24 protein-coding genes are annotated in these 26,607 nt (G+C 57.1%); 16 read left to right on the top strand and 8 right to left on the bottom strand.

Annotated features, from left to right (window positions below):
* Positions 1 to 63: 63 nt before the first annotated feature.
* The gene (locus RBB44_RS07325) at positions 64 to 1,902 is read left to right on the top strand and encodes an SLC13 family permease (protein ID WP_306146742.1); all 1,839 of its coding nucleotides are present in this window, start codon (positions 64 to 66) and stop codon (positions 1,900 to 1,902) included.
* A gap of 30 nt (positions 1,903 to 1,932) precedes the next feature.
* Positions 1,933 to 2,712 carry an arginyltransferase gene (locus tag RBB44_RS07320; RefSeq protein ID WP_133950583.1) on the top strand — a complete coding sequence of 260 codons (780 nt, stop codon included), beginning with the start codon at positions 1,933 to 1,935 and terminating at the stop codon, positions 2,710 to 2,712.
* A gap of 6 nt (positions 2,713 to 2,718) precedes the next feature.
* Here the strand turns inward: RBB44_RS07320 and RBB44_RS07315 are convergent, their stop codons facing one another.
* Positions 2,719 to 3,378, bottom strand: coding sequence for a uracil-DNA glycosylase (locus tag RBB44_RS07315; protein ID WP_306146740.1), 660 nt, complete (start codon positions 3,376 to 3,378; stop codon positions 2,719 to 2,721).
* A gap of 10 nt (positions 3,379 to 3,388) precedes the next feature.
* Positions 3,389 to 3,979 (bottom strand): NYN domain-containing protein, encoded by a 591-nt coding sequence (locus tag RBB44_RS07310; RefSeq protein ID WP_133950587.1) that lies wholly within the window; start codon positions 3,977 to 3,979, stop codon positions 3,389 to 3,391.
* 380 nt (positions 3,980 to 4,359) lie between these two features.
* Here RBB44_RS07310 and rpoZ point away from each other — a divergent pair, with 380 nt between their 5' ends.
* The 9 genes from rpoZ (at position 4,360) to recO (ending at position 12,301) form a co-directional block, all read left to right on the top strand.
* A complete protein-coding gene (rpoZ, locus tag RBB44_RS07305) occupies positions 4,360 to 4,761 on the top strand; it encodes a DNA-directed RNA polymerase subunit omega (RefSeq protein WP_133950589.1) in 402 nt (133 codons plus the stop codon).
* Between the two features lie 103 nt (positions 4,762 to 4,864).
* Entirely contained in the window at positions 4,865 to 7,105 is a 2,241-nt protein-coding gene (locus RBB44_RS07300) for a bifunctional (p)ppGpp synthetase/guanosine-3',5'-bis(diphosphate) 3'-pyrophosphohydrolase (protein ID WP_306146739.1), read from the top strand.
* 31 nt (positions 7,106 to 7,136) lie between these two features.
* A complete protein-coding gene (gene pyrE / locus RBB44_RS07295; protein WP_008189523.1) occupies positions 7,137 to 7,718 on the top strand; it encodes an orotate phosphoribosyltransferase in 582 nt (193 codons plus the stop codon).
* A gap of 35 nt (positions 7,719 to 7,753) precedes the next feature.
* Positions 7,754 to 8,356 carry a DUF2062 domain-containing protein gene (locus RBB44_RS07290; RefSeq protein WP_306146737.1) on the top strand — a complete coding sequence of 201 codons (603 nt, stop codon included), beginning with the start codon at positions 7,754 to 7,756 and terminating at the stop codon, positions 8,354 to 8,356.
* 54 nt (positions 8,357 to 8,410) lie between these two features.
* On the top strand, positions 8,411 to 8,842 hold the full coding sequence (gene acpS / locus RBB44_RS07285; RefSeq protein WP_133950595.1) for a holo-ACP synthase: 432 nt from the start codon (positions 8,411 to 8,413) through the stop codon (positions 8,840 to 8,842).
* Positions 8,843 to 8,955: 113 nt separating this feature from the next.
* Positions 8,956 to 9,708 (top strand): signal peptidase I, encoded by a 753-nt coding sequence (gene lepB / locus RBB44_RS07280; RefSeq protein ID WP_133950597.1) that lies wholly within the window; start codon positions 8,956 to 8,958, stop codon positions 9,706 to 9,708.
* A gap of 48 nt (positions 9,709 to 9,756) precedes the next feature.
* On the top strand, positions 9,757 to 10,464 hold the full coding sequence (rnc, locus tag RBB44_RS07275; RefSeq protein WP_306146734.1) for a ribonuclease III: 708 nt from the start codon (positions 9,757 to 9,759) through the stop codon (positions 10,462 to 10,464).
* Positions 10,465 to 10,584: 120 nt separating this feature from the next.
* The gene (gene era, locus RBB44_RS07270) at positions 10,585 to 11,484 is read left to right on the top strand and encodes a GTPase Era (RefSeq protein WP_209002498.1); all 900 of its coding nucleotides are present in this window, start codon (positions 10,585 to 10,587) and stop codon (positions 11,482 to 11,484) included.
* 61 nt (positions 11,485 to 11,545) lie between these two features.
* Positions 11,546 to 12,301, top strand: a complete 756-nt coding sequence (gene recO, locus RBB44_RS07265) for a DNA repair protein RecO (RefSeq protein ID WP_306146732.1) — start codon at positions 11,546 to 11,548, stop codon at positions 12,299 to 12,301.
* Positions 12,302 to 12,314: 13 nt separating this feature from the next.
* Here recO and RBB44_RS07260 read toward each other — a convergent pair whose 3' ends face one another.
* Positions 12,315 to 14,363, bottom strand: coding sequence for a bifunctional diguanylate cyclase/phosphodiesterase (locus RBB44_RS07260; protein WP_306146731.1), 2,049 nt, complete (start codon positions 14,361 to 14,363; stop codon positions 12,315 to 12,317).
* A 295-nt stretch (positions 14,364 to 14,658) separates the two neighbouring features.
* Here RBB44_RS07260 and parC point away from each other — a divergent pair, with 295 nt between their 5' ends.
* Positions 14,659 to 16,911 carry a DNA topoisomerase IV subunit A gene (parC, locus tag RBB44_RS07255; protein WP_306146730.1) on the top strand — a complete coding sequence of 751 codons (2,253 nt, stop codon included), beginning with the start codon at positions 14,659 to 14,661 and terminating at the stop codon, positions 16,909 to 16,911.
* On the opposite strand, the gene RBB44_RS07250 is transcribed toward parC, so the two are convergent.
* A complete protein-coding gene (locus tag RBB44_RS07250; protein ID WP_306146729.1) occupies positions 16,908 to 17,789 on the bottom strand; it encodes an AraC family transcriptional regulator in 882 nt (293 codons plus the stop codon). The genes parC and RBB44_RS07250 overlap by 4 nt on opposite strands.
* 16 nt (positions 17,790 to 17,805) lie before the next feature.
* Here RBB44_RS07250 and RBB44_RS07245 point away from each other — a divergent pair, with 16 nt between their 5' ends.
* The 3 genes from RBB44_RS07245 to RBB44_RS07235 all read left to right on the top strand — a co-directional run bounded on the left by RBB44_RS07245 (position 17,806) and on the right by RBB44_RS07235 (position 19,921).
* Entirely contained in the window at positions 17,806 to 18,213 is a 408-nt protein-coding gene (locus RBB44_RS07245) for a DUF2000 family protein (RefSeq protein ID WP_306146727.1), read from the top strand.
* Between the two features lie 92 nt (positions 18,214 to 18,305).
* Complete coding sequence (locus RBB44_RS07240; protein ID WP_306146725.1) at positions 18,306 to 19,469, top strand: iron-containing alcohol dehydrogenase; 1,164 nt, start codon at positions 18,306 to 18,308, stop codon at positions 19,467 to 19,469.
* Complete coding sequence (locus RBB44_RS07235; RefSeq protein WP_306146723.1) at positions 19,466 to 19,921, top strand: thioesterase family protein; 456 nt, start codon at positions 19,466 to 19,468, stop codon at positions 19,919 to 19,921. Before RBB44_RS07240 ends, RBB44_RS07235 begins: the two co-directional genes overlap by 4 nt.
* 179 nt (positions 19,922 to 20,100) lie before the next feature.
* Here the strand turns inward: RBB44_RS07235 and smpB are convergent, their stop codons facing one another.
* Together smpB and dapA are read right to left on the bottom strand one after the other, a co-directional pair.
* Positions 20,101 to 20,580, bottom strand: coding sequence for an SsrA-binding protein SmpB (gene smpB, locus RBB44_RS07230; protein WP_133950617.1), 480 nt, complete (start codon positions 20,578 to 20,580; stop codon positions 20,101 to 20,103).
* A gap of 42 nt (positions 20,581 to 20,622) precedes the next feature.
* Positions 20,623 to 21,501, bottom strand: a complete 879-nt coding sequence (gene dapA / locus RBB44_RS07225) for a 4-hydroxy-tetrahydrodipicolinate synthase (RefSeq protein WP_306146722.1) — start codon at positions 21,499 to 21,501, stop codon at positions 20,623 to 20,625.
* Between the two features lie 273 nt (positions 21,502 to 21,774).
* Here dapA and RBB44_RS07220 point away from each other — a divergent pair, with 273 nt between their 5' ends.
* The gene (locus tag RBB44_RS07220) at positions 21,775 to 22,689 is read left to right on the top strand and encodes an alpha/beta fold hydrolase (protein ID WP_306146721.1); all 915 of its coding nucleotides are present in this window, start codon (positions 21,775 to 21,777) and stop codon (positions 22,687 to 22,689) included.
* A 156-nt stretch (positions 22,690 to 22,845) separates the two neighbouring features.
* Here RBB44_RS07220 and RBB44_RS07215 read toward each other — a convergent pair whose 3' ends face one another.
* The gene (locus tag RBB44_RS07215; RefSeq protein ID WP_209173402.1) at positions 22,846 to 24,021 is read right to left on the bottom strand and encodes a porin; all 1,176 of its coding nucleotides are present in this window, start codon (positions 24,019 to 24,021) and stop codon (positions 22,846 to 22,848) included.
* A 451-nt stretch (positions 24,022 to 24,472) separates the two neighbouring features.
* Positions 24,473 to 26,599 carry a penicillin-binding protein 1C gene (gene pbpC, locus RBB44_RS07210; protein WP_306146720.1) on the bottom strand — a complete coding sequence of 709 codons (2,127 nt, stop codon included), beginning with the start codon at positions 26,597 to 26,599 and terminating at the stop codon, positions 24,473 to 24,475.
* Positions 26,600 to 26,607 lie beyond the last annotated feature (8 nt).

Raw genomic sequence — 26,607 nt, 5'->3', positions numbered from 1 at the left:
AAAGCCCAAAGCGGCTGGTCTAAACTGCCAGAAGAAATGGGCAGTTAGGATCTAGGCGGGTGAATGCTCTCAGTTGATATCGCGATGGCGTTGACCTTTGTGGTCCTGACCGCCACCGTCGTCTTGTATGCGCTTGAGCGTTACCCGATAGAAACGGTCGCGCTCGGATCCGTCACCAGCTTCATCGTAATATTTTCTCTGATACCGGTCTTTCACAGCGACGGATCGCGCGTTGCAACGGGTGATTTTCTGGAAGGGTTTGCCAATCCGGCCCTTATCACCGTCATCTGCCTGCTCGTCATCGGTCAAGGCCTGTTCCAGACAGATGCCCTGGAGGGACCTGCCAAGGCCATCGTCCGCTGGACCCGGGGCCGGTCAAAATGGGCGACCGCCCCAATCCTGCTGGCAGTCGCCGTCCTCAGCGCGTTTTTGAACAACACGCCAGTGGTTGTGATGTTTCTGCCGATCCTGACGGCAGTCGCAGCCACAGCCGGGCAATCGGCCTCGCGGGTTTTGATGCCCCTCTCCTTCATCGCGATTCTGGGTGGTATGACCACACTGATTGGCTCGTCCACCAACCTCTTGGTGGCCAATTACGCGGCGCAGTCCTCGGATCTGAAGCTGACCTTCTTCAGCTTCACCCCAATCGGGATCATGGTGGCCGGTGCCGGGATCCTATATGTCCTGTTCGTCATGCCGCATCTGATGCGCAATCGGAAAACCATGGCCGAGGAATTTCAGGCAACGTCCGGCAAGCAGTTCATCGCCCAGATCGAAATCACCTATGAGCACCCGCTGGTCGGCACCGAAGCCGTCTCCGGCATGTTTCCAAGCCTCAAGGACATGACCGTCCGCCTGGTTCAGCGTGGCCAGCAACCGCTTCTTCCGCCCTTTGAGAATGTTATCCTTTCTCCGGGCGATACCGTGATTGTTGCTGCAACCCGCACCGCACTTGCAAATGCTCTGGCACGGCGCCAGCCGTTGATGGAAACAGATGGGGGCGAGACCAATGTAACCGGCCGTGAGGCCACGCCAAACCAAGACGGTTCTCTCAGCCTTGCGGAAGCTGTCGTTGCCCCCGCTTCGCGCCTCATGGGCCGCACGCTGCCGCAATCCGGCTTCTATACAGAAACCGGCTGTCTTGTGATGGGCATTCAACGCCGCAGCCGCATGCCCCGCATGGCCATGAATGATATCCGCTTAGAAGCCGGCGATGTCCTCTTGGTCGCAGGATCTGAAGAAGATATCGCGCGGCTGCGCGGCAACCGGGACGTCCTGCTGCTTGATTGGTCGACGGCAGAAGTTCCACGCAAACGCTATGCGCCGAGAGCCTTGGCTATCTTTGCCTGCGTTGTCGCGCTCGCAGCCTCAGGCCTTATCCCGATTGTGTCCACGGCCGTTGCCGGGACCTTTGCCATGATCGCCTCCGGATGCCTCAACATCCGTCAGGCCATGCGAGCCATCGACAGTCGGATATTCATGCTGGTCGGCGCCTCGCTTGCCGGGGCGGTCGCCCTGGAATCCACCGGGGGCGCCTCGGCTATTGCCATGTCACTTGCCGACATCCTTCACGGCAGCCCGCCTGGCGTCGTCCTGTCCGCCTTGTTTTTCATGGTGATGATCCTGACGAACTTTCTGTCGAACAACGCGGCCGCAGTCCTCTTCACACCCATTGCGATTAATCTCGCTGATCAGATCGGCCAGCCGCCAGAAGCCTTTATTGTCTGCCTGATCATTGCCGCGAACACGTCGTTTGCCACGCCCGTTGGATATCAAACCAACCTGATTGTGATGGGACCCGGACATTACCGTTTTGCTGATTTCCTGCGTGCTGGCGTCCCGCTGGCGCTTGTTTTATGGTTGACCTTCTCACTGATCGCACCATGGTACTATGGGCTGTGAGGGACGACTTTTACGCCGTAGGAATAGCTGGTGACACGCCACCCGACCGACCATCCGCAGTTTTATCTGACTGCCCCCGCGCCCTGCCCCTATCTTGAGGGCTTGCAGGAGCGCAAGGTGTTCACGCATCTCGTCGGCCACGGCGCGCCCGCGCTCAACGAAGTGCTCACACAAGGTGGTTTCCGGCGCAGCCAGAACATCGCTTACCGCCCGGCCTGCGAGAACTGCCAAGCTTGCGTCTCCGTTCGTGTTCGCGTCGACGACTTCAAGTGGACCAAATCACTCAAGAGGGTTTGGAAATCCGGGGCGGATGTCATAGGAGCCCGCCTTCCGCCGAGTCCATCGGCTGAACAATATGATCTTTTTCGCGATTACCTGCAGGCGCGCCACGAAGACGGCGGCATGACCGAGATGAGTATTCTCGATTACGCCATGATGGTGGAGGATACGCATGTCGAGACGATGGTGATCGAGTATCGCAAACGCGGACCGGATACATTCATAACAGGCGCCGGGACTGGGCCGCTGCTTGGCGTTGCTTTGAGCGACCAACTCAGCGATGGCCTGTCGATGGTGTACTCCTTCTACGATCCCGCTTTCACTGAGACCGCGCTCGGCACCTATATGATTCTCGATCACATCGAGCGTGCGCGAAAACTCCGCCTGCCCTACATCTATCTCGGTTACTGGGTCGATGGCTCGGTCAAGATGGCGTACAAGGCGCGCTTCCGGCCACAAGAACATCTCGGGCCGGACGGCTGGACGACAGTCGACGCGCCGAGTGGGCCCGGCGATTCAACAAAAGACTGATGCTTTCTAAGGAATGTGCTGACGGATCGACGTGAAGACATCGCGGAACATGTCTTCGGTCAAACGCCCCGTATTCGTGTTGTACCGGGAGCAGTGGTAACTGTCGAACAAGACAAGATCCGTTCCCGGAAGTTCATGACGCCCATTGTGTGAAAACGGGAATTGAGCCCGTTTCAATTCCAAGGCGGTCAAAAACGTCTCGTGCGCAATCCGACCAAGTGCCAAGACCGCCCGGATAGACCGGTTGGCTGCTAGTGTCGACAACAAGTACGGCCGGCAGGTCTTGATTTCGGGTCCAGTTGGTTTGTTCTGCGGCGGCAAACAGCGCACGGCGTTTGTAATCAGCGCGTCAGTCAGCACCAATCCATCGTCCGGCCGCGCTTTGTACGTCCCTTCGGCGAAACCGAAATCCAACATGGTCTTGTAGAGGAGATCACCGGCATAGTCGCCGGTGAATGGGCGCCCGGTCGCATTGGCACCGCGCATGCCCGGCGCCAGTCCAATGACAAGCAATCTAGGGTCTGGTGACGTAAAGGACGGCACCGGCGCATTGAACCATTCGGGATGCTCGGCCTGAAGACCTTCCCGAAATTCAACCAAACGAGGGCACGCCCGGCAATCCAGAGGCGGATCGACGGGCGTAGCCTGAACATCATGGACCGGCATCTAACCGCTCTTAGTAATCGTCGTCGTCATCCTCGTCATCGACCTCCGGCATCGGAGGGCGCTGAGGACGTTCGGACGGATCCCGGCCGATTTTGTTGGCAAGACTTGCTAGATCGATGAAGTGATCGGCCTGCCGACGCAGATCATCGGCAATCATCGGCGGCTGTGTTTTCAAGGTCGATACAACACTGACCTTGCGGCCTTTGCGCTGAAGCGCTTCGACCAGTGATCGGAAATCGCCGTCACCGGAGAAGAGCACGATGTGATCCACGGATTCCACAAGTTCCATGGCATCAACAGCAAGCTCGATATCCATATTCCCTTTGACTTTGCGGCGTCCCGCACTGTCAACGAACTCCTTCACAGGCTTCGTGATGACCTTATAGCCATTGTAGTCGAGCCAATCGATCAACGGGCGGATGGAGGAATATTCCTGATCCTCAATCAGCGCCGTATAATAGTAGGCACGCAACAGATAGGCCTGGCCTTGAAATTCCTTCAGCAGACGCTTGTAATCGATGTCAAAGCCGATGGCCTTGGCAGTCGAATACAAGTTTGCACCGTCGATGAACAAGGCAACCTTTTCTCGTGCATCAAACATTTATATTGAAACCCTTCTAAGTGGTATGCGCATCCTGTTTGAGACCGCTGACCCGAGTTTCCTTCCCACCAAAGGAACCTCACGGAACAAAAACAAAATGACCGCATATAACTTCCGATCACTGGCCGCTTTCTCGCCATTCGCGTGATCAGATTATTTTTAGTTCTTCTAGAACGCCTTTTTAGTTATAGGGCGCTAAGGACTGGCGTACACTATCTCCTCTCCAAGCCGCAACGGCTATGGCGCGCAGGCTGTGAAAAAATAACCGGATTTTTGTATAATTTCCGCCGTCTCCCCGGATTTTCGACAAGGGGTTGCTTTTTGCCAAGGGCATCACTATACGCTTGGAGTTCTTGTTCCTAAAGCTATGGAGACGTCGTATGGCGCGCGTGACCGTCGAGGATTGTATCGACAAGGTCGAAAACCGGTTTGAGCTGGTGCTGCTTGCTGCGCATCGCGCTCGCATGATTTCCAGTGGTTCTCCGTTGACGATCGATCGCGACAACGACAAGAATCCTGTTGTCGCTCTGCGTGAAATCGCCGAACAGACCGTCAGCCCTGAAGACATGAAAGAAGATCTGATTCACTCGCTTCAAAAATTCGTTGAAGTGGATGAGCCAGAAGCCGAATCTGTTCCGGTTGTGGCCGTTCCAGGTCAACAGCAGGTCACTCAGGTCAACACCGTTGACGACAGTGCCGTCGAGTTCGACCGCATGACAGAAGAAGATCTTCTGCGCGGCCTGGAAGGCCTTGTACCGCCTGAGCGGACCGACGATATTTGATATCATTCTCATGGCTGGAGCGTTGCTGGACTGACCTGGCGCTCTGGCCGCAGCTAATCAGTTCCGCCTTGTATGTTGGCGGTTGCATGGGTCAGTCTCGACCATGATGCGTCAATATGAATTGGTTGAGCGTGTCACCCGCTACAACCCCGATGCCGACGAAGCCTTGCTCAACAAGGCTTATGTCTACGCCATGCAAAAACACGGCTCGCAAATGCGGGCCTCTGGTGACCCCTATTTTTCTCATCCTCTGGAAGTTGCTGCGATCCTTACGGATTTGCGCCTGGATGATGCGACGATTGCCGTTGCGCTGCTTCACGACACCATCGAAGATACGGACGCGACCCGCACTGAGATCGATTCTCTGTTCGGAGAAGAGATCGGCAAACTCGTCGATGGCCTGACCAAGATCAGCCGCCTGGATCTGGTGTCCCGGAAAGCAAAGCAGGCGGAGAATTTCAGAAAACTTCTGCTCGCAATCGCAGATGATGTCCGTGTCCTGTTGGTGAAGCTCGCCGACCGCCTGCACAACATGCGCACTCTCCATCACATGCCGGAGCACAAGCGCGGCCGGATCGCGGAAGAAACCATGGAGATCTATGCGCCGCTCGCTGGCCGCATGGGCATGCATGACATGCGGGAAGAGCTGGAGGACATCTCCTTCCATACGCTCAATCCGGAAGCTTATGAGACGATCAACGAACGTCTGGAAGACCTCAGAGAGCGCAACAAGGATCTGATTCTCGACATTGAGACGACCCTGACCGAGCGCTTGTCGGAAAGAGGCATGGCCGCGCTGGTCAAAGGCCGCGAAAAACGCCCTTACTCTATCTTCCGCAAGATGCAGCGCAAGGCGATCGGGTTTGAACAGCTGTCGGATATCTACGGCTTCCGGGTGACCGTTGGCACCTTGGAAGCCTGTTACCGGGTACTCGGTGTCATTCATACGACCTGGCCGACGGTTCCGGGCCGGTTCAAGGATTACATCTCCACTCCGAAGCAAAACGACTACAAGTCGCTGCATACGACGATTGTGGGCCCGTCCCGCCAACGGGTCGAGCTTCAAATCCGCACAGTGAATATGGACCGGGTCGCCGAATACGGGATTGCCGCACACGCGCTCTATAAGGACGGTGAATTCGGCGGGCGGAACATTGCCAATCACACTGAGGATTGCCGCGCGTTTGAATGGCTCCGCCGGACCACAGAGCTTCTGGCCCAAGGGGACACACCAGAAGAGTTTCTTGAAAACACGAAACTGGAACTCTTCCACGATCAGGTCTTCTGCTTCACACCGAAAGGGCGTCTGATTGCCCTGCCGCGCGGCGCGACGCCGATCGATTTCGCTTATGCGGTGCACACGGATATCGGCAACACCTGCGTCGGCTGCAAGATCAACGGAAAGATCATGCCGCTGGTCACTGCGCTCCACAACGGCGATGAGGTTGAGGTCATCCGGTCGCAAGCGCAAACACCGCCGCCGGCTTGGGAAGCGATTGCCGTGACCGGAAAAGCGCGTGCCGCGATCCGCCGGGCAACACGGGAATCGGTGCGCAAGCAATACGGCGCGCTGGGCGAGCATATTCTCAAACGCGCCTTTGCACGTGCCGACAAGAGTTATTCTGAAGACCTTCTTGAGGCGGTCTTAGATACGCATCACCAAAACAGCGTTGCAGATCTCTTGGCCGCGGTTGGCCGGGGCGATCTCAGCGCCCAGACCGTATTGAAAACCGCCCATCCCGATTACCAGGATGAACGTGTCGCCATTTCAGGACCGCCGTCCGGCGAAGGCTGGTTTGACCTTAAACAAGGCCATGGTCTCAAGTTTCGCATCCCTCCAACAGGGCTTGCCGGTGCAATCGTTGAGGACGGCGATGATTGGTCAGATACCAACGCGCTGCCAATTCGGGGCTTGTCCGGCGACATCCCGGTCAGCTTTGCGCCAGATGGCGGCGCTGTGCCTGGTGATCGCATTGTCGGGATCTTGACCTCATCCGGCGGGCTGACCATCTATCCGATACAATCGCCTGCCCTGAAAGAATATGACGACGAGACTGAGCGCTGGGTTGACGTGCGCTGGGATATTGACGTCAACAATCCTGAGCGGTTTCCGGCGCGGCTTGATATCTCCGCTGCCAACGAGCCCGGATCACTAGCAACGATCGCGCAGGTCATTGGCGAGAATAGTGGCAACATCGATAACGTCAAAATGCTTCAACGCGCACCGGATTTTCATCAAATGTTGATTGATTTGGAAGTGTGGGATTTGAAACATTTGAACCGCATCATTAATCAACTCCGTTCCAAACCGAATGTCTCCAGTGTAAGCCGGGTGAACGGCTGACCGAACTGATCAAGTCAAAAGGACCCGCTTTATGACACGTGACGACGTGCTGTCCGTTTTCCGCGATGCCGGCGCCATCCTCGAAGGACATTTTATCCTGACTTCCGGCCTTCGCAGCCCGATCTTCCTGCAAAAGGCGCGGGTTTTCATGTACCCGGACAAGACGGAAATCCTATGCAAGGCGCTTGCTGAGAAGATCCAGGCATCGGATCTTGGGCCTCTGGATTTTGTTGTTTCCCCAGCCCTTGGCGGACTTATTCCGGGTTATGAAACTGCACGGCATCTTGATGTGCCGGCAATGTGGGTCGAGCGGGAAGACGGTGAGTTCCGTTTGCGCCGGTTTGAAATGCCGGAAGGCGCAAGGGTCATCATTGTTGAAGATATTGTCACTACCGGGCTCTCCAGCCGCGAAACGGTAACGTCTCTGAAAGCACTTGGTGCTGAAGTTCTTGCTGTTGCTTGCCTGATCGACCGGTCCGGCGGTGAGGCAGATGCAGGGGTTCCGGTGATCGCTCTGGCGGATTACAAGGTTCCGGCCTACGAACCGGACAACCTGCCGCCGGAACTTGCCGCGCTGCCGGCCGTCAAACCGGGCAGCCGGGGCCTCGCCTGATTAAAAGTGTGACTGAGAGGATTTGACGCCGCCACATGCTGTTCCGCCGCCGTAATAGACCAACACATGTCGAGCGCCTTCGTGTAGCTGTATGGCCGCGGCACAGCTGGGCCCGGTCGACACGTTATTTCGGCAAGCGTGTCCTGCGGTTGACGGCAACGCCTCATGCGATTGCCATTGGCTTTGCAGCCGGGGCATTTGCGTCGTGTACGCCTCTGATTGGCTTTCACTTTCTGACAGCCTTCGCACTGGCTTGGGTCCTTCGCGGTAACATGATTGCGGCGGCGCTGGGCACATCGATCGGCAACCCACTCACCTTTCCGTTCATTTGGGCGTTTACCTACAAGATCGGTCAGTGGGTGCTTTATGGTCAGGCCCCGGATGCTGACCCTCATGCGGTCCATGCGCAGTTCCAAAGCTCGCTCTTTGCCAAATCACTCGATTCGCTGTTGCCCATGGTCAAACCCATGTTCATCGGCGCGGTGCCCATGGGTCTGGTGCTCGGCACGGTTTCGTATTTTATCGTCTATAAGAGCGTTGAGGTGTATCAGCGGCGCCGGAAGGTCACACTTGATGCCCGGAACAAGCGTCTGTTCCCGCCGCCGAACCGCTCCTTTGACGAGGACCCTGGCAGCTGACGGGATCCCACCTTACATAAGCGGCCTGAACGGAACGAACGGAATTGACCAAACATGATTTTGGGCATTGGCAGTGACCTCATCGACATTCGCAGGATCGAGAAGACCCTGGACAGATTTGGCGAGCGTTTCACCAATCGGGTCTTCACTGAAGTGGAACGGGCCAAGTCCGATCGGCGCGCACAAAGGGCAGCGTCCTACGCCAAGCGGTTTGCAGCCAAAGAGGCCTGCTCCAAGGCACTGGGCAGCGGAATTCGAATGGGTGTCGCCTGGCGGGAAATGGGGGTCGTGAACCTACCGTCCGGAAAACCGACCATCAGCCTGACCGGCGGCGCCTCAGACCGGCTGAACGCCATGGTCCCGGAAGGTTTCAAGGCAACCATCGACCTGACCATCACCGACGATTTTCCTTTGGCGCAGGCCTTTGTTGTCATTTCTGCGTGGCCGGAAGACTGGCCGGAGCCCCCATCAACAACTTCCTCGTGAGCATAACAGCGAACCTTTGGCTATTGATTGCTTCACTGGCCGCAACCGGCTAAGAGTGGCCGATATCCGGGCACCGGCTCCGGCGGACTTTAGAGAACAACTTTAGGGACAGCATGAGCGTGACCGAAAACGGAAAAGATAAGGAAGGCGGCGTTTACGAGACCGTAAAAGTCATAATCCAGGCCCTTCTGATCGCCCTTGTCGTCCGGACTTTTCTCTTTCAGCCCTTCAATATCCCTTCCGGGTCGATGAAGGACACGTTGCTGATCGGCGATTACCTGTTCGTTTCGAAGTTCAGCTACGGCTATTCGCGCTATTCCTTCCCGTTTGGTCTTGCGCCGATTTCTGGCCGCGTCTGGGATGCGGCACCGGAGCGCGGCGATATCGCGGTCTTCAAGCTGCCGACGGATACTTCCATTGATTACATCAAGCGGGTCATTGGCCTGCCGGGCGACACCGTTCAGATGATCAATGGCGTCGTTCATATCAACGGGGAAGCTGTCCCGCGGGTCAGGATCGACGATTACATCGAAGAGTCCTCTTCTGGCGCTGTGCGCCGGGTTCCGCGCTACCGCGAAACTCTTCCCAATGGTGTGAGCTACGACACACTGGACATCACGGACCGCGGCCAACTGGACAACACTCGTGAATACACGGTGCCGGAAGGGCATTATTTCATGATGGGTGACAACAGAGACAATTCGGTTGATAGCCGTGTCCTCAGCCGGGTTGGCTATGTTCCTTATGAAAACTTTATCGGCCGGGCAGAAATCCTGTTCTTCTCCATCGGTGACGGCACGCCGGCCTGGCAAATCTGGACATGGCCATGGACAGTCCGTTGGGACCGCATCGGCCGGGGCCTTTGAGGCTCTTCTTGAGTGGCAGTGTCCGGTGACCAGCACCGGACCAACGATATGACAAAAGACAAAAAACAAAACCCCATCGCAGCGCTGAAGGCCGCGCTGGCTTACGAATTCGAGGATCTGGAGCTCCTCCGGGTCGCTTTGACCCATGCGAGCGCGCTTGATCCGGCCGATACTGTGGCGGGCAGTTACCAACGGCTTGAGTTTCTTGGTGACCGTGTGCTCGGGTTGGTGGTCGCCTCCATGCTCCATCACCATTTCCCAAAGGCAGATGAGGGCGAGCTGGCCCGCCGGTTCAATCACATGGTCAAACGCGAAACCTGCGCGGAGATCGCCAGCGAACTCGGCGTCGGTGATGCCATGCGGATCGGTCAGGCAGAGGCTCAGACCGGCGGACGGAAGAAGACGGCCCTCCTTGCAGATATCTGCGAAGCGATCATTGCCGCAATCTATCTCGATGGCGGCTTTGACACCGCAGATGCATTCGTCCGGCGCCTTTGGGAGCCGCGTATGCTATCCTGGACCGGCCCTTTGAGGGACGCAAAGACTACGTTGCAGGAGTGGGCCCAATCCAAGAGCCTGCCAACGCCGCGCTACGAAGTTGCCAGCCGGGAAGGCCCGGACCACGCACCGAGCTTTACAGTGTCCGTCATTGTGCAGGGCCTGAAGAACGGTGAGGGAAAAGGCGGGTCTAAACGGATTGCCGAACAACACGCCGCCGAGGCGGTGCTGCGCCGCGAAGGCGTGTGGAAGGACTGAACGACTTTGAGCGACGATACCTCAAACGAACCAGAAGACTTTGAGACCGACGACGAAGGTACAGAGTTTGTCGCGCCGAAAGGCCGCTTCGATATTCCCCTGCCCGACCCGCTGGGGACAATGCCGTCAGACACGAAGGCCGGCTTTGTCGCTCTGATCGGCGCGCCGAATGCCGGAAAGTCGACGCTGATCAACCAGCTGGTCGGAACAAAGGTCTCGATCGTCACGCACAAGGTGCAAACCACCCGCTCGATCGTACGCGGTGTGGCGATGAACGGCACTGCACAGATTGTGTTCATCGACACCCCTGGCATCTTCAAGCCCAAACGGCGGCTCGACCGGGCGATGGTCGATACCGCTTGGGGCGGTGCGCGCGATGCCGATGTCATCGCCCTTCTGATCGACGCCCGGAAGGGCATCGATGAGGAGGTGGAATCCATCCTCAAGCGTCTCAAAGGTCAGACGGCCCCAAAGGTGCTGATCCTGAACAAGACCGATGTGGCCAATCGGGAGAAGCTGTTGAAGATAGCGCAAGCGGCCAATGAACACATTGAGTTTGAAGAAACTTTCATGATCTCCGCGCTGACCGGCGACGGCACGCAGCAGATCCTGGACTACTTTTCCTCAAAGGTCCCGGATGGCCCGTGGCTGTATCCGGAAGACCAGCCGTCCGACCTGCCGCTTCGCATTCTCGCTGCGGAAATCACCCGCGAAAAGCTGTTTGAACGGCTACACCAGGAGTTGCCTTACATTTCGACGGTCGAGACCGAGCGTTGGGAAACGAAGAAGGACGGATCCGCCCGCATCGAGCAGACCATCTATGTAGAGCGCGACAGCCAGAAGAGCATTGTGCTCGGCAAGAAGGGCCAAACGATCAAGCAGATCTCCCAGGCCTCGCGCAGCGAGATCTCGGACATCATCGAAGCACCAGTGCATTTGTTCCTGTTTGTTAAGGTGCGTGAAAACTGGGCCGATGATCCCGAGCGCTACCGGGAAATGGGGCTGGAGTTTCCAAAGTAGTTGGCCTTCTGTACGCGAATCCGGCACGGTCTAGCGTCGGCCTGAGCAAGGGACAGTCGCGTTGGAATGGAGCGGACACGGTGTGGTGCTAACCACCCGCAAGCACGGCGAAAACGACGTCATACTGGAAGTGATGACCGCAGATCGCGGCCGTCACCTCGGCCTTGTTCGTGGTGGCAGGTCAAAGCGCCACCGCCCTGCGTTGCAGCCCGGCAATGAATTGTCTCTCACCTGGAAAGCCCGGCTCTCCGATCACCTCGGGCAATTCCAGATAGAACCACACACGGCCCGTGCTGCTGATCTGATGAACAGTGGAATTGGATTGGCTGCCGTTCAACACCTTGCCGTTCTGGTCCGGCTTCTCCCGGAACGCCATCCCTACCCGCGTATCTATGGCGCGCTGAGTGTTGTGCTGGATCACCTTGATGCGAGCGATGCGGCTGCTGCTCTCATGATCCGCTTTGAGCTGGAATTGCTTCAGGAACTGGGGGCCGGTCTGGATCTGACCTCCTGTGCCGCGACCGGAACGACCGACGACCTTGCCTATGTCTCGCCGCGCTCTTCCCGCGCTGTGAGCCGGGAGGCCGGGCGGCCCTATCATGACAAGCTGCTCCCCCTGCCATCGTTTTTGCTGGAGGGACAGCGGCAAGCCGGGACCGAATTAACCTGGCAAGATGTCACCCAAGGATTTCAACTAACCGGCTTCTTTCTCGACCGGCAGCTTGGCGAGCGCAACATCACTGACAGCGGCACGCGTGCACTTCTGACGAATGCGCTGGAAAAACGCTATAGAACTGAATTCCCTTGGAATTTTTGACGCTGAACCCAAATCAGCTGGCTCTTGGAAGCCCGTCGATTGAAGGGGCTACGCGATCCGATAATCCCGTTGCCAGAAGCTGTGCCAACTCCGGAGCATTGAGCGGTTTTGAGAAGAGATAGCCCTGGACGAATGATGCCCCGAGGTCTTTCAGAACAGACAATTCTTCTTCCGTTTCAACACCCTCGACCACACACGAGATTGCCATGTCCCGGCTGAGTGCCAAGAGTGATTTCACGATGCCATAGCCGGTACTTCCCGGACAAAGGTTAGACACAAAACTGCGGTCGATCTTGATACAGTCGAGCGGCAAGCGATGCACGTGGAAAAGGCTCGAGTACCCGGTTCCGAAATCATCCAGGGAAATCCGGACGCCGGCTTCCTTCAAGGTGTCCAGCGCGCGGCGTGTTTCCTTGAAGTCCCACATGACGGACGTTTCGGTCACTTCACAGCTCAACCGCTGAGGGTCGATCCCGGATTGCTTGAAGATCCTCAAAAACTCAACGATGAAACGTCTTGAAGACAAGTTGGACGCCGACAGGTTGAACGACAGTCGAAGGCTTTCCGGCCATGTCTTGGCCTGAAACAAAGCCTTTTCGAACAGATCAAGACTGATCTGATTGATCACACCGGACCGTTCGGCGAGCGGGATGAAGTCGACCGGTGCGACGTGGCCAAGTTGAGGATGATGCCAACGCGCGAGGCACTCAACGCCGAGGATTGAATTGTTTCGAATATCGATGATCGGCTGAAACGCCAGGTGGAGACCGTCTCTGGTCTCTTCATCGAGCAACGCTGACAGGATCTCGGTGTCCCGGGACCGGCGGGCATCAAGGCACGCATCATAGGAAACAGAGGTTTCCTTGCGGTTTTCGCGGGCGGTGGAAAGGGCAAAATCAGCCCGTTCAAACAATTCCGTCGCACATGTGACAGCCCCGTTGGAGTGGGCTATCCCGGCGGAATAGTTGGGCCGGAAGCGGCCCTGTTTCGTTTCAACCGGTTGCTCGATCAGGAACTCAAACGCCGCTTCCACCCTTTGATACTTTTCAGGATCGCAGGTCCCGAAGAGTCCAAATTCGTCGCCGCCGACCCGGCCAACGAACACCCCTTCACCTTCCATGCCGGCTAGGCGGCGGGCAACTTCCTTTAACACCTGGTCTCCGGCATCCAGTCCGTAAATCTCAGTGATCGATTTAAGGCCGCCGATGTCGAAGATGCACAGACCGAAACGCTCTCCCGATGCATTCGCGGCCCGAAGCTGCCGGTCCAGTTCTTGCCGGAAAAACCGCTTGTTTGCGACACCGGTCAGATGATCAGTGGTGGCGAGCTGGTAATTCAGCGCATTCAGTTTTTTGGTTTCCCGATGTTTCTGCTCAAGATTATGGCTTTGCTCTTTAAAGCGCGTGCCGGTTTTGATGAGCGAAATGAAGTCCCGATAGGTGTTCATTTCAATCAGCGCCACGAAGAATGTAACCGCCACCCCAAAGAGTGCCATCAATTGATAGGCAGGGTCCCCGTACCAGCTGAAGAAGAGTGTGTAGATGCCTGTGCTGGAAACCGCGTTGGTGACTGCGATTGAGCGCAGATGCGTCAGGCTGAACAAGGCACTCAGGTTGCCGACAAGGATCGCCAGGAAAATCTGAACCTGCGAAAACGCAGTTCCATAGGGAAACAGCACCAAAGCCCAGACTGTAAAAATGGAGGGGGCCAGGGCTGCGATGATCTGTGTTCTCTTCCGCCAGACGATCAAGGCCTCCAAAGTTCTCGGAGGTGATTTTGGTGCGGACCAAAGACGGCGAATACGGCAATAGGACCAGACTGTTGTGCAAATTGGATAGATCAGGACCAACCAAAGTGGCGCGTAACTGATTTGCGTGAACGCAATGGTCCAAGCGCAGATGAACCGGATGATGTAGAGAAAAGGGGCCTGGCGCCGTGTCGATTCATACTGCGCTTTTGCAACTTCAATGTCCTGGCTGTCATCCAGCAACCAAGTGGACAGTGCGGACTTCAAACCAGAAAAAGGGCTGGAAACTCTGTTCATACCGATGATCGTCGACAATCCTGCTCGTTACATTTCGGGCAACTTCTCAGACAGCCTCGATCCGAGGTGTTAAAAACACCATAATGCCTTTTTCATTGTTATTTTTACGGTAAAAGAACAACTAATGGTCGCATTTAAAACCGAAACACTACTTCAAACTAACACGGTTGCGGTGAGCGCTCGAATTTGAACTCAAACCGCACCTGCTGCTGCCTGTGTATGATGCGGAAAACCGTTGAAAATCTGCGGTTTTGATCCCTATGTGCGCGCCGGTTGATTGAACTGCTTCGCGGAAGCCGGTAGGCAAACAACTATGGGACAAGAAGTGACACCGCCGCCAAGCGGCATTGAAGGCATCAACCTGAAGGACGCGCTGGAAGAGCGCTACCTGGCCTACGCATTGTCAACCATCATGCACCGGGCTCTGCCTGACGTTCGTGATGGCCTGAAGCCGGTGCACCGGCGCCTGCTCTACGCAATGCGGCTTTTGAAGCTGGATCCAGGCCAGGGTTTCAAGAAATGCGCCCGCGTCGTCGGCGATGTCATCGGTAAGTATCACCCCCACGGGGACCAAGCGGTCTATGATGCGCTGGTCCGCCTGGCCCAGGACTTTGCACAACGCTATCCGTTGATCGATGGTCAGGGCAACTTCGGCAATGTTGACGGCGATAACGCTGCGGCCATGCGGTACACCGAAGCCCGCATGACCGACACCGCCAAACGTCTTCTCGACGGTTTGGACGAGGATGCGGTCGATTGGCGCGAAACCTACGACGGCGAAGACAAGGAACCGATCGTCCTTCCAGGCGGGTTCCCGAACCTTCTCGGCAACGGTTCGTCCGGTATTGCAGTCGGCATGGCGACCTCGATCCCGCCGCACAATGCCTTTGAACTCTGCAACGCTTGTCAGCATCTGATCAAGAACCCGGGTGCTGAAGTCGATGAGCTTCTAGAGCACATCAAAGGCCCGGACTTCCCGACCGGAGGGCTTCTTGTTTCCGATCAGGGCTCTATCCGCGAGGCCTACGCGACGGGGCGTGGCAGCTTCCGGGTGCGGGCCCGTTGGGAAGTGGAAGAGCTTGGCCGGGGACAATGGGCGATTGTCGTCACCGAGATCCCCTATCAGGTTCAAAAGTCACGGTTAATCGAAAAGATCGCCGAGCTTCTGACCGCCCGAAAGCTGCCGCTTCTTGATGATGTGCGCGACGAATCCGCGGAAGACATCCGGATCGTTCTGGTGCCGCGCTCCAAGAACGTCGATGCCAACATACTCATGGAATCCCTGTTCAAGCTGACGGATCTGGAAAACCGGTTCTCGCTGAACATGAACGTTCTTTCCATGGGCAAGGTCCCGATGGTGATGGGCCTCAAGCAGGTGCTGCGGGAGTGGCTGGACCACCGCAAGGTCGTCCTTGTTCGCCGCTCCGAACACCGGCTTGGCCAGATCAATCACCGGCTGGAAGTATTGGCCGGCTATCTGATCGCCTATCTCAACCTTGACGAAGTCATTCGCATCATCCGCGAGGAAGACGACGCCAAAGCATCGCTGATCCGCACCTTCGAGCTGACCGACGTCCAGGCCGAAGCGATCCTCAACATGCGTCTACGGTCCTTGCGCAAGCTGGAAGAGATTGAGATCCGCAAGGAACACGACAAGCTGACGGATGAAAAGGATCAGCTGACCAAACTGCTTGGATCCGATGCGCGCCAGTGGACCAAGATCTCCAAGGAAATCGGCGAAATCGCCAAGGTCTATGGCCCGGAAACAGCCATCGGCAAACGCCGCACGGACAAGGCGGAAGCCCCGGAAGCGGATCTGGTCGACATCCAGCAGGCGATGATCGAAAAAGAACCGATTACGGTCATCATCTCTGAAAAAGGCTGGATCCGGGCACTCAAGGGCCACCAGGCGGACCTTTCGAGCCTTTCCTTCAAGCAAGGCGACAAGCTGAAGCTCTCCTTCCATGCGGAGACGACCGACAAGATCCTGGTCTTCTCCACCGGCGGCAAGTTCTTCACGCTCGGTGCGGACCGCCTGCCGGGCGGACGTGGCCATGGCGAGCCGATCCGTTTGATGGTGGAAATGGACGAGGCACAGGATGTCGTCAGCGCCTTCGTTCACAAACCCGGACGGAACCTTCTCCTCAGCAACAACGAAGCCCGCGGTTTTGTCGTCAGTGAAGATGATGTCGTTGCCAACACCCGGAAGGGCAAACAGGTCTTGAACCTCACAGCACCGGCTGAAGCTGCTTTGTGTGTCGATGCGACCGGCGATCATGTTGCGATCATTGGCGAGAACCGGAAGCTTCTTGTGTTCCCGCTCGCGCAAATCGCTCAGATGGGCCGCGGCCGCGGTGTCCGCCTGCAGCGCTACCGGGATGGCAATGTCTCTGACATCCGCGTGTTCAAAGGCGAAGACGGTCTGACCTGGACCGACAGTTCCGGGCGCAGCTTCACCCGCTCGCTGGAGGAGCTTTCCGAATGGCTCGGCGACCGCGGCCAGGCAGGCCGCCTGCCCCCGACCGGGTTCCCGCGCTCGAACAAGTTTGGGCCGAAGACGCTTTAAGCCAAGCTGGCGGCATTCAACTGCCGCCATTTTCCAGGTGACATGCCAAACGCACGTTTGAAATGACGGGACATGTGGCTTTGGTCTGCAAAGCCACCGGCCGTGGCCGCTGCCGCAAGACATTCGCCACCCGCAAGGCCGCTCTTCACCCGCTCCAAACGGCGCATGACCAGATACCGGTGCGGACTCGTTCCAAAGGCCGCTCGGAACTGGCGGGACAGCGCAAACCGGTCCAGACCTGAGACTGCTTCCAGATCACTCGAGTCAATCGGATCGGCCGCATGTTCTTTCAAAAACTCAGCGCAAGCTTTCAGAACCGGCCAGTCGAGCGCTCGCCGGACGGGTCGTGCATCATCTGAGAAGCGGCTCAAACAACTGGCCAGATCTGCCAGAAGACCAGAAACCCTCAAGTCCCCCATTTCACCGTCGAGATCCTGCAAGGCTTCGATCAGGCTCCTCTGAAACACTGGATCCGTCAGAACGGGAGTCGCAACGTGGGGCAGCGCCGTCCCGCCAAGCGCCTCCGCAATCATTTCCGGCGGGATATACATCATCCTGTAGCGCAAGCCGGTCTCTGTTCCGGCCCCACCATCATGAACTTCATCCGGGTGGATGACGATCACCTGACCGGGACAGGACGCCCGCTCCGCACCGCGATATTTGAACCGCTGCACGCCGTGCAATGTCAGGCCAATGGCATAGGTATCATGACGGTGAGGCGAGAAGCCGTTGCCCTGGAAATTGGCTTCGATCCGCTCAATCCCGGCTTCAGTCGGCGCTACGCGAATGCCGTCCCGACCGATTTTGCACAAACGTTCAAGACCGTTTCCGGCCGCACCGCTTAGGCTGGCCGTCTCTCGCCTTTCCTCAAATCCCATTCTGGAATTTTCATTCATGTTCGATACCAAATTCGTCATCGTCGTCCGCGAAGACTTGGCCATGTGGCAGAAGCTGAACGTCACTGCATTCTTGTCCACCGGCGTCGCCGCTGCCAAGCCAGACATCATCGGAATGCCTTACCAAGATGCGGACGGCAATGTCTATCATCCGATGAGCGTCCAACCTGTGATCGTTTTGGCTGCCAATGCAGATACGTTGAAGAAGATCCACCGGCGCACGCTTGACCGGCAAGTCCAATCGAGCCTTTACATCGAAGAAATGTTCTCAACCGGCCACGACAGCGCCAACCGCGCGGTCTTTGCAGAGCATACTCCAGATGGCGCAAAGGTCGCCGGCATTGCTTTTCACGCGGACAAAAAGACCGCCGACAAGATTTCCAAAGGTGCGAAGATGCACGGATAAGCTCTTTGACCCGTGCGTTTCATGGTCCCGACCAATTGCCCCTCGACGCGGCCGGTTTTGTTATGCACACTTGCAAAAAATCGGGAGGGAATATGGTCGCGGCGTTTACATTTAATACCAGCGAACGGATTGTCTTTGAAAATTGCGCCGCAGCGGCGCTATACCGACATGCGGCGGATTTTCTGGGTGCGCGGCCCTTTCTGATCACTGATCCGGGGATCGTCTCTCTCGGACTGCAAGAAGCGTGTGAAGCAAGCCTGACCGCCGCAGGATACCAGATTGACCGCTTTTCTGAAGTCGTTGCAGATCCGCCGCAAAAACTGGTTGAAGAGGCTGTTGCGGCGGCCAAGGACCATGGCGCGACCTCAATCATCGGGTTTGGCGGCGGCTCCTCTCTGGATGTTGCCAAACTGGTCGCCCTGTTGCTCGGCAGCGGCGAAGATCTCAATGATGCCTGGGGTATCGGCAACGCCAAAGGGCCGCGCCTTCCCCTCATTTTGATCCCGACCACAGCCGGCACCGGATCTGAAGTCACGCCAATCTCGATCATCACTGTTGGGGCAGATGAAAAGCGCGGTGTTGTTTCCCCACACCTTTTGCCAGATTTGGCCGTTCTCGATCCGCTTTTGACCCTTGGCTTGCCGGCTCATGTGACTGCTGCCACCGGTGTGGATGCCATGGTGCATGCGATCGAAGCCTATGCTTCAAAGTCCGCCAACAACAATCCGTTGTCGCGCACGCTTGCGGTCGAGGCACTGAAGCTGCTCGGTGCTAATATTGAAACTGCCGTGTTAGATCCCACCAATGTGAGCGCCCGTGGCGGCATGTTGCTCGGCTCGAAACTTGCCGGAATGGCGTTTGCCAATTCGCCGGTTGCGGCTGTGCATGCCCTCGCCTACCCGATAGGCGGGACGTTCCATGTACCGCACGGGCTTTCGAACGCACTGGTCCTCCCGCATGTGCTTGAATTCAACAATGCGGTTGCCGCCCCCACCTACGCGGACCTTGCCCCTGCACTGTTTCCGGATCTGATCGAACTTGCCAGCGCCGACGAGCGCGCGGATGCCTTTGCCAGGCGTCTCGCCGCGCTTACGGAAAAACTCGGCCTGCAGACCCGTTTGAGTGAAGTTGGTATCTCTGAAAAGGATCTGCCGAAAATGGCGAGTGATGCCATGAAACAGACCCGGCTTCTGGTGAACAATCCGCGTGAAGTCACCGAGACGGATGCCTTCAACATCTACGCGGCGGCCCTATGACGGCAAACAAAACTTCAGCGCCTGAGCGCGCAAAACCACTGCAACGGTCAGATTTCGGAAGTTTTCTGGAAATCCCCACCCGGTGGATGGATGTGGACATGTATGGTCATGTCAACAATGTCCAGTACCTGAGTTACTTCGATACAGCCGTGAACAGCTGGTATATCGAAAATGGTCTGCTGGATCCGGTGCGCGGAGAAACCGTATTTCTTGTTGCTGAGACGGGCTGCAACTTTTTTGCGGAGCTGCTGTTCCCGAGCATTGTTTCAGCTGGCCTCAGAATAGAACAGATCGGCAAGAGCTCAGTGGTTTTCCGGGTCGGTCTGTTTTCCGGGGGAGACAAATCAACGGCCGCCCATGGCCGCTTTGTTCATATCCATGTTGACAGGCAAACCCGGCGCCCGGTTCCAATTCCGGACAAAACCCGCAAGGTTCTGGAAACACTGTGTTAGAGAACTAGATGCCAGCAAAGTTGCTATTCGCTAGAGCAGAGTTCTCCACAACTCTACAAGCTGCGCACAGGTGATCAACAGTGGTCTACCCACAACTTATCCACACGCTAGCAACAGGTTATAGACAGGCTGTTCCACACGCCGTGGCCGAGAGCCAACTCGATTTATGAACAACCGCTTTAGGAAAAATTCTTCATCAAACGAGACTTCTCACGCTGCCAGTCGCGTTTTTTCTCCGTCTCGCGCTTGTCATGAAGTTTCTTGCCGCGCGCCAGGGCCAGTTCCAGTTTCGCCCGCCCCTGCTCATTGAAATAGAGCTTGAGCGGAACAATCGTCTTGCCGTCTTTTTGAACGGCTCCGGCCAGTTTACCGATTTCGCGCTTGTGCAAAAGCAGCTTCCGCGGACGGCGCGGTTCATGGTTGAACCGGTTCCCCTGCAAATACTCCGGGATATAGACGTTGTAGATCCAGATCTCGCCCTTGTGCTCGGCAGCGTAGGACTCGCCGATATTCGCCTTGCCCGTGCGAAGGGATTTGACTTCCGTCCCCTTCAGCTCGATGCCGGCTTCCAGCGTGTCTTCGATCTCGTAATTGAACCGGGCCTTCCGGTTGTCGGAGATGATTGTCCGGCCCGGATGCCCCCCTTTTTTCGGAGCCATAAGCGTATTCCTGGGGCGCGCCGCAGCACGCCCTTCTTTGTATTAGTTGATCAGACCTGCATGCGACAACGCGCTGCGGACCTCTGCCTGCGTGCCTTCGGAAATCGGAACGAGCGGCAACCGCAGCTCTTCGTCGATCTTACCCAAAAGCGACAAGGCATATTTGGCCCCTGTTGGGCTCGGTTCAAGGAACAAGGCCCGATGAAGCGGTGCGAGACGGTCCTGATACTCAAGCGCCTTCGCGTAATCACCGGCAAGTGTCGCAGCCTGAAACTCCGAACACAGCCGCGGTGCGACATTGGCTGTTACCGAAATGCAGCCCGCCCCGCCATGTGCATTGAAAGCCAACGCAGAAATATCTTCACCGGAGAGCTGAATGAAATCCGGACCGCACAGCTGGCGCTGCCGCGAAACCTTTGCCATGTCCGCAGTTGCGTCCTTTACACCTTTGATGTTGTCGCAGGTCTCAAAGAGCTCGGCCATGGTCTCCGGTGTCATGTCGATGATTGACCGCCCCGGAATGTTGTAAATTATGATCGGAATCCCGACAGCATCATTGATCGCCCTGTAGTGCGCCTTCAGGCCCGCCTGGTTCGGTTTGTTATAGTAGGGTGTCACTACAAGAAGCGCGTCCGCACCCGCCTTTTCAGCGTGTTGGGCGAAATCAATCGCTTCGATCGTGTTGTTCGAGCCTGCGCCGGCGATCACCGGAACACGGCCGCTGGCAGCTTCAATGCAGAGCTCGATGACACGCTTGTGTTCATCGTGGCCAAGTGTCGGGCTCTCACCAGTGGTTCCGACCGGAACGAGGCCAGTGGAGCCTTCCTTAATCTGCCAATCCACGAACTCCTGAAACCGTTTCTCATCAAGCGCACCGTCCTTGAAGGGCGTGATAAGCGCTGGGATGGAGCCTTTAAACATCTCGGTTTCCTTTTGGATCGGCAGTACGTGGCTAAGTTTGGGACGAATGCCCAAAGAGTTCTAACGGAGGCGCAACATACTCACCCGGCCCGCTTCCGGCAATCCTGCAACTGCTGTTTAGAAGGCTCAATTTCGCTTTTCTTGCGGCTGTTGCACCATTGGTTCGGATTTCACCCACCTAGTGGGTGTGTCGTTTAAGCAATCTTCCTATGGCAGCCGCCGCGCGCTCCAGTTATCTTTCAAAAAACACAACATATCCTAGGGAGAACCGCCTTGACGCTTGCACCAGAGGAACCGCCGCACGCTGTCCCATCCAGCGCTCCGGTCAGCTTGACCTATCAAAGCCCGGACGGACTGACGCTGGCGGCAAAAGAATGGCCCGTGCCAAAGTCCGCGCAGGAAGACGAAAAAGTCACCGTCCTGTGCCTTCCCGGCCTTTCGAGAAATACACGCGACTTCAATGAGATCGCAGCATTTCTTCAAAGCCAGGGTCACCGTGTTATCGCCCTCGATTATCGCGGACGCGGCGACAGTGATTGGGACCCGGAGTGGCAGAACTATGCGCTTCCCGTTGAGGAAAAGGACATCGATGCCGCGATCCAGGCGTTTAAACTCGATCGTTTTGCGGTTTTGGGCACATCCCGGGGCGGGCTGCATGCGCTCGCAATGGCCCACCGGTACCCACCCGACCGGCTGGCCGCCGTGATTTTCAATGACATCGGGCCGCATATCGAGATGCGGGCCATCCATCGGATTGCGGCAACACTTGGCCGCAACATGTCCTACGCGTCCCTTGATGATGTCGCTGGCTCGCTCCGGCACATGCTCGGAATGCAGTTTCCGGTGTTTTCAGCTGACGATTGGCTGAAAATGGCGGGCCAAGTTGCCTCTGAGAAGGATGGAAAGGTTGTGCTCGACTACGATCCGGCGCTTGGGCATCAATTTGCAAGTCTTGATGACGGCGCTCCGGTTCCCGATCTTTGGCCGCTTTATGAATTCTTGAAAGACAGGCCAGTCATGGTCATTCGCGGTGAAAAATCAGACCTTTTGGGAGAAGACACTGCGCAAAGGATGGTGGATAGCCATTTGAACGCTGTGCTTCACACGGTTGCAGGCCAGGGTCATGCGCCTGTTTTATGGGACAGCGAGACGCATGAGCGTATCGGAGAATTTTTGAGCAAGGTCTGACAATCCCCGTATTCGTCTGGCCGTTGCGCCAAACAAAACAGAAAAAGCCGGGACCCGTTTGAGTCCCGGCTTTTTCTTTGCCGCAGGTTGTTCTGGGCAAAAAGAAAACCCGGCGTTTCCGCCGGGTTTTCCATCAAACCTTATGATAAGGATTGATTAGAACGTGCGCTGTACGCGGAAGGTAACAGTCATGTCCTGGTTGTCGGTAGCGCCGCCACCGAAGTCTTCGTCACGGTATTCGAATTCAGTACCGATTACGAGACCGGAGACCGGTGTCCAGCCGAGGGTCGCGTGTGCGGACCAAGCGGACAGGTCGTTGACGTTGTTCAGAGCGTCGATATCCCAGTACTGACCTTGAACCGCGGTGTAGATGGTCGGGGTCCAGTAGTGAGTGATACCAGCTGCAACGCCCCAACCGGTGGAGTTGGACAGGCCAGTGCCAGCAGCATTGAGGGTCGCGTCGTAGGAACCGTATGCTTCGTGGATGTAGCCGATTGCACCGTCAGCGTAGACAGCGCGAAGGCCGAGGCCAGTGTTGGAGCCGAGCATCGGCAGGTTGAAGCGTGCAGATGCACCGATCGCCCAACCGGTCTCAGAGTCAACCGGAGCTGTGGAGGCACGGTTAGCTTTAACAACACCCATCAACTGAGCGCCGCCCCAACCCTGAACTACGTTCACGTTGGCAACGAGAGCCGGGTAGCGGAAGCCACCGCGGGAGTAACCGCCGATGTAAGTGCTCGGGGAGCGCTCACCGGTGTTGGACTCGAGAGAGACGCTTGCAGACAGGCCGTTACCGAAGGTAGCGGTGTAAGCTGCGAGGTTTGCACGGGAGTCAAGACCCTGACCGATGCGGGAACCCCAGGATTCACCAGTCCAGTAGTCGAAGAAAGAACCGGTACGACCGAAGGTGAAGCCGCCGAGCTGGACGAATGCGTCCCAAAGCTCAGTGTTGCCGCCAGCGGAACCGAAGTTGGAGTTGTTGGAAGTGAACCAAACGTCGGTGTAGGTGCGCAGCAGGCCGAATTCGGTCTGTGTACGAGCGTCGAGGCGGATGTAACCACGAGCACGGAAACGCAGGCTATCGTCAGCCTTGGAGTCCCAAGAGTTCGGGCCGTCGTTGCCGAAGTCAGAGATGCCGTAGTCGGCACGAACACGACCACCTACACGCAGGCAGGTTTCGGTGCCCGGGATGTAGAAGAAGCGAGCGCCGTAAGCGTCACAGATACGTACGTAGTCAACCGGCTCCGGAGCAACCGGAAGATCAGCTGCCTGAGCAGTTGTGGCGGTAGCAACGGCTGCAGCGCCGAGCATCATGCCCTTAAAGAGTTTCATGTCTGACCTCCAAAATCAGTCAAATTTGCCAGCATCAAAGTGATGCCATTATCCCCGCGAATAATTTCTGTATTTGCTTCCTGCCGGAGGTTGGACGTCCGCGGTATGCAAATCAGTGCGGCCCGAAGCCGCTCGCAGTTGTGACCATACGCATCCCGATCTGCCGTTCAACTCAGAAATCCGGTTTGGAGCCGCAGGGCAGGGTTTTCAGAAACCGGTGTTGCGTGAATGTCACAAAATCAGCCCCGACGTTTAGGATTTGGTAGGATTTAGAGACGTTTGAGGGTGTTAAAAGGGGTTTCCAAGCCGGTCTTGCTTCTCGGAACAGCTTGGTTTCGCCGCCCTGAATGAACGGAATCACGCCAAGGATTCGGTTCGCGCCCCAACACCACTCGCATAGCGCCCGTAGATCGTAAATCCGAAAGACTGCCGCTGAATGCGGCTCCGGCAGCTAAGGTTTTTCCGGGCTTTGTATTGCCTCAAGGACGATCGACACCTTGGACGTTTGCCCCTTGCCGTCGAGAATCATGAGGTCGGCAAAACCGGAGCCGGGCGCGTTCCATAAGAATCGGCGTTCAAATGTGGCCTTCCCTGTCGGCGTTCCGTTTATGAAAAGCCGGAACGGCCGTTGACCGCCATCAAACTTGACGACCATTGGATATGCGCCTTCAGAGGAGGCCCTACCAATTTGCAGTCTTGCACCATCCGGCGGGAAGGTGATTCCCAAACGGCTGGCAGTCCTGGTCATCTTTGGACGGGATTTGACACGGGCATATCGGAGCGGTTCGGGAAGTGGCCGCTTCGCGGCGTGAGCGATGTCTTCCGGCGGCTTGGGCAAAGGTTCCCGCCCCGCGGCCAAAGACTGATAAGCTTCATGGAGGATTGGCACCGCTGACGACGCACCGGTTTGGCCCGGGACTGGCGACCCATCGGCCCGGCCTGTCCAGATGCCGACCACATAGCGGCCGTCATATCCAACAGCCCAGGCATCGCGATAGCCATAGGACGTGCCGGTTTTGTAGGCGATGGCCCCTTTTGCTGGATTGAGAGGCTGCGGCAAGCCGGACAGACTGTCAGTGACTTGATACGCCGACTTCTCGTTCAGAACCGGCATGGCCTGCCGCGCAGCTCCCGAATCAGACTTGCATGGGTATCGACAGGATCGCAGTTCAACTGGCTCTCCTAACCGCGCGAGGGCAGCATAGGTCTGCGTGAGGTCGCGGAGCGACAATCCGATTCCCCCAAGACCAATGGCAAGCCCCGGCGCACTGCCTGGGTCCAGCTGCGGCTGAACGCCCGCACGTCTCAACCGGGCAAGAAGTCTGGTCGGACCAACTGATTCCAAGAGCTGGACCGCCGGTGTGTTCAAGGAAAGTTGCAGGGCCTCATCCAAAGTGACCGTTCCCTGATAGCCCCGATCAAAATTGGTAGGACGATACCCGGCGATGTTGGTTGGCCGGTCAACAATCAGGCTGTCCGGCTGGCCAATCCCCTCTTCAAAGGCGAGCCCATATATAAAGGGTTTCAGGGCAGACCCGGGTGACCGGGTTGCCCGGGTCATGTCCACGTGCCCTTCCCGGCTTTCATCCAGAAGGTCGGGTGCGCCAACGCTTGCCAGGATCTCGCCGGACTTATGATCCGCAACCACCATCGCGATCGACAGCGGTGCAGGCATGACCGCCGCCCGCCGGCGAGCGAGATCTTCCAGGGCCTGTTGCAAGTCCCTGTCCAGTGTCAGACGCAGAACCGGCTCGGAAGGATAGGCGGCCCTTGCCCCCCGGGTCTCATGGGCTGCGAGCAGCGGCATTGGATGCCGCTCGGCCCGAAGTGGTTCGTTGGCTGCGGATCTAGCTTCCTCTTCACCCAGCACACCTTCCCGGACTGCACGCGCTAGAACACGGTTGCGGGCCTTCAGTGCATTTTTGGGATGCCTGTCGGGGCGCCGGTTCTCTGGGCTTTGCGGCAAGGCCACAAGAAGGGCCGCTTCGGCCGGGGTCAAACGCCGCGGTTCCTTGCCGAACCATGTGAGGCTTGCCGCCCGGACCCCTTCCAGATTGCCGCCAAAGGGTGCGCGCAAGGCATAAAGATGCAGGATCTCGTCCTTGGTTGCCACCTGCTCCAGCTGAACAGCTTTCAGGATCTGCTGATACTTTCGTTTCAGCGACTTGGTCGGCGTCTCGTCCAGAAGCCGTGCAACCTGCATTGTCAGTGTCGAGCCACCGGAGACAAGCTGGCCGCTGGCAATTGCCTGCAAAGCGGCGCGGCCCAGCGCCAAAACATCAACACCGCCATGCTGGCGGAACCTATTGTCCTCATAGGCGAGCAGCAGTTCGAAATAGATCGGATCAATTTCGTTGAGATCGACCGGCAAACGCCATTTGGAATCAGTGCTTGTGAAAGCCCGCAGCAAGCGATCTTCACGATCAAGAACAACGGTGGACACAGACAGGTCGGAGGCCTTCGCCAAAGGCGGCAGTTGCCGATAGTCCGTAACAACGGTCCAAGCGGCGGTGCCGAGTGCCAGCAAACCACCAGCGCCAGCAATGAGCCCCCATCGTTTCAGTGACCTTCTGTTCATCCGTTCAA

Origin of the sequence: Roseibium sp. MMSF_3247 (genome assembly GCF_030733765.1) — a bacterium.
Classification (GTDB): domain Bacteria; phylum Pseudomonadota; class Alphaproteobacteria; order Rhizobiales; family Stappiaceae; genus Roseibium.
Note: the sequence above shows the minus strand (reverse complement) of the source record. Positions and strands in the feature narration are given on the sequence as shown.

Coding starts and splice junctions, on each gene's coding strand:
- RBB44_RS07325 (WP_306146742.1), top strand. CDS start 64: ATGCTCTCAGTTGATATCGCGATGGCGTTGACCTTTGTGGTCCTGACC.
- RBB44_RS07315 (WP_306146740.1), bottom strand. CDS start 3,378: ATGCCGGTCCATGATGTTCAGGCTACGCCCGTCGATCCGCCTCTGGAT.
- RBB44_RS07310 (WP_133950587.1), bottom strand. CDS start 3,979: ATGTTTGATGCACGAGAAAAGGTTGCCTTGTTCATCGACGGTGCAAAC.
- rpoZ (WP_133950589.1), top strand. CDS start 4,360: ATGGCGCGCGTGACCGTCGAGGATTGTATCGACAAGGTCGAAAACCGG.
- RBB44_RS07300 (WP_306146739.1), top strand. CDS start 4,865: ATGATGCGTCAATATGAATTGGTTGAGCGTGTCACCCGCTACAACCCC.
- pyrE (WP_008189523.1), top strand. CDS start 7,137: ATGACACGTGACGACGTGCTGTCCGTTTTCCGCGATGCCGGCGCCATC.
- RBB44_RS07290 (WP_306146737.1), top strand. CDS start 7,754: ATGCTGTTCCGCCGCCGTAATAGACCAACACATGTCGAGCGCCTTCGT.
- acpS (WP_133950595.1), top strand. CDS start 8,411: ATGATTTTGGGCATTGGCAGTGACCTCATCGACATTCGCAGGATCGAG.
- lepB (WP_133950597.1), top strand. CDS start 8,956: ATGAGCGTGACCGAAAACGGAAAAGATAAGGAAGGCGGCGTTTACGAG.
- rnc (WP_306146734.1), top strand. CDS start 9,757: ATGACAAAAGACAAAAAACAAAACCCCATCGCAGCGCTGAAGGCCGCG.
- era (WP_209002498.1), top strand. CDS start 10,585: ATGCCGTCAGACACGAAGGCCGGCTTTGTCGCTCTGATCGGCGCGCCG.
- parC (WP_306146730.1), top strand. CDS start 14,659: ATGGGACAAGAAGTGACACCGCCGCCAAGCGGCATTGAAGGCATCAAC.
- RBB44_RS07250 (WP_306146729.1), bottom strand. CDS start 17,789: ATGGGATTTGAGGAAAGGCGAGAGACGGCCAGCCTAAGCGGTGCGGCC.
- RBB44_RS07245 (WP_306146727.1), top strand. CDS start 17,806: ATGTTCGATACCAAATTCGTCATCGTCGTCCGCGAAGACTTGGCCATG.
- RBB44_RS07240 (WP_306146725.1), top strand. CDS start 18,306: ATGGTCGCGGCGTTTACATTTAATACCAGCGAACGGATTGTCTTTGAA.
- RBB44_RS07235 (WP_306146723.1), top strand. CDS start 19,466: ATGACGGCAAACAAAACTTCAGCGCCTGAGCGCGCAAAACCACTGCAA.
- smpB (WP_133950617.1), bottom strand. CDS start 20,580: ATGGCTCCGAAAAAAGGGGGGCATCCGGGCCGGACAATCATCTCCGAC.
- dapA (WP_306146722.1), bottom strand. CDS start 21,501: ATGTTTAAAGGCTCCATCCCAGCGCTTATCACGCCCTTCAAGGACGGT.
- RBB44_RS07215 (WP_209173402.1), bottom strand. CDS start 24,021: ATGAAACTCTTTAAGGGCATGATGCTCGGCGCTGCAGCCGTTGCTACC.
- pbpC (WP_306146720.1), bottom strand. CDS start 26,599: ATGAACAGAAGGTCACTGAAACGATGGGGGCTCATTGCTGGCGCTGGT.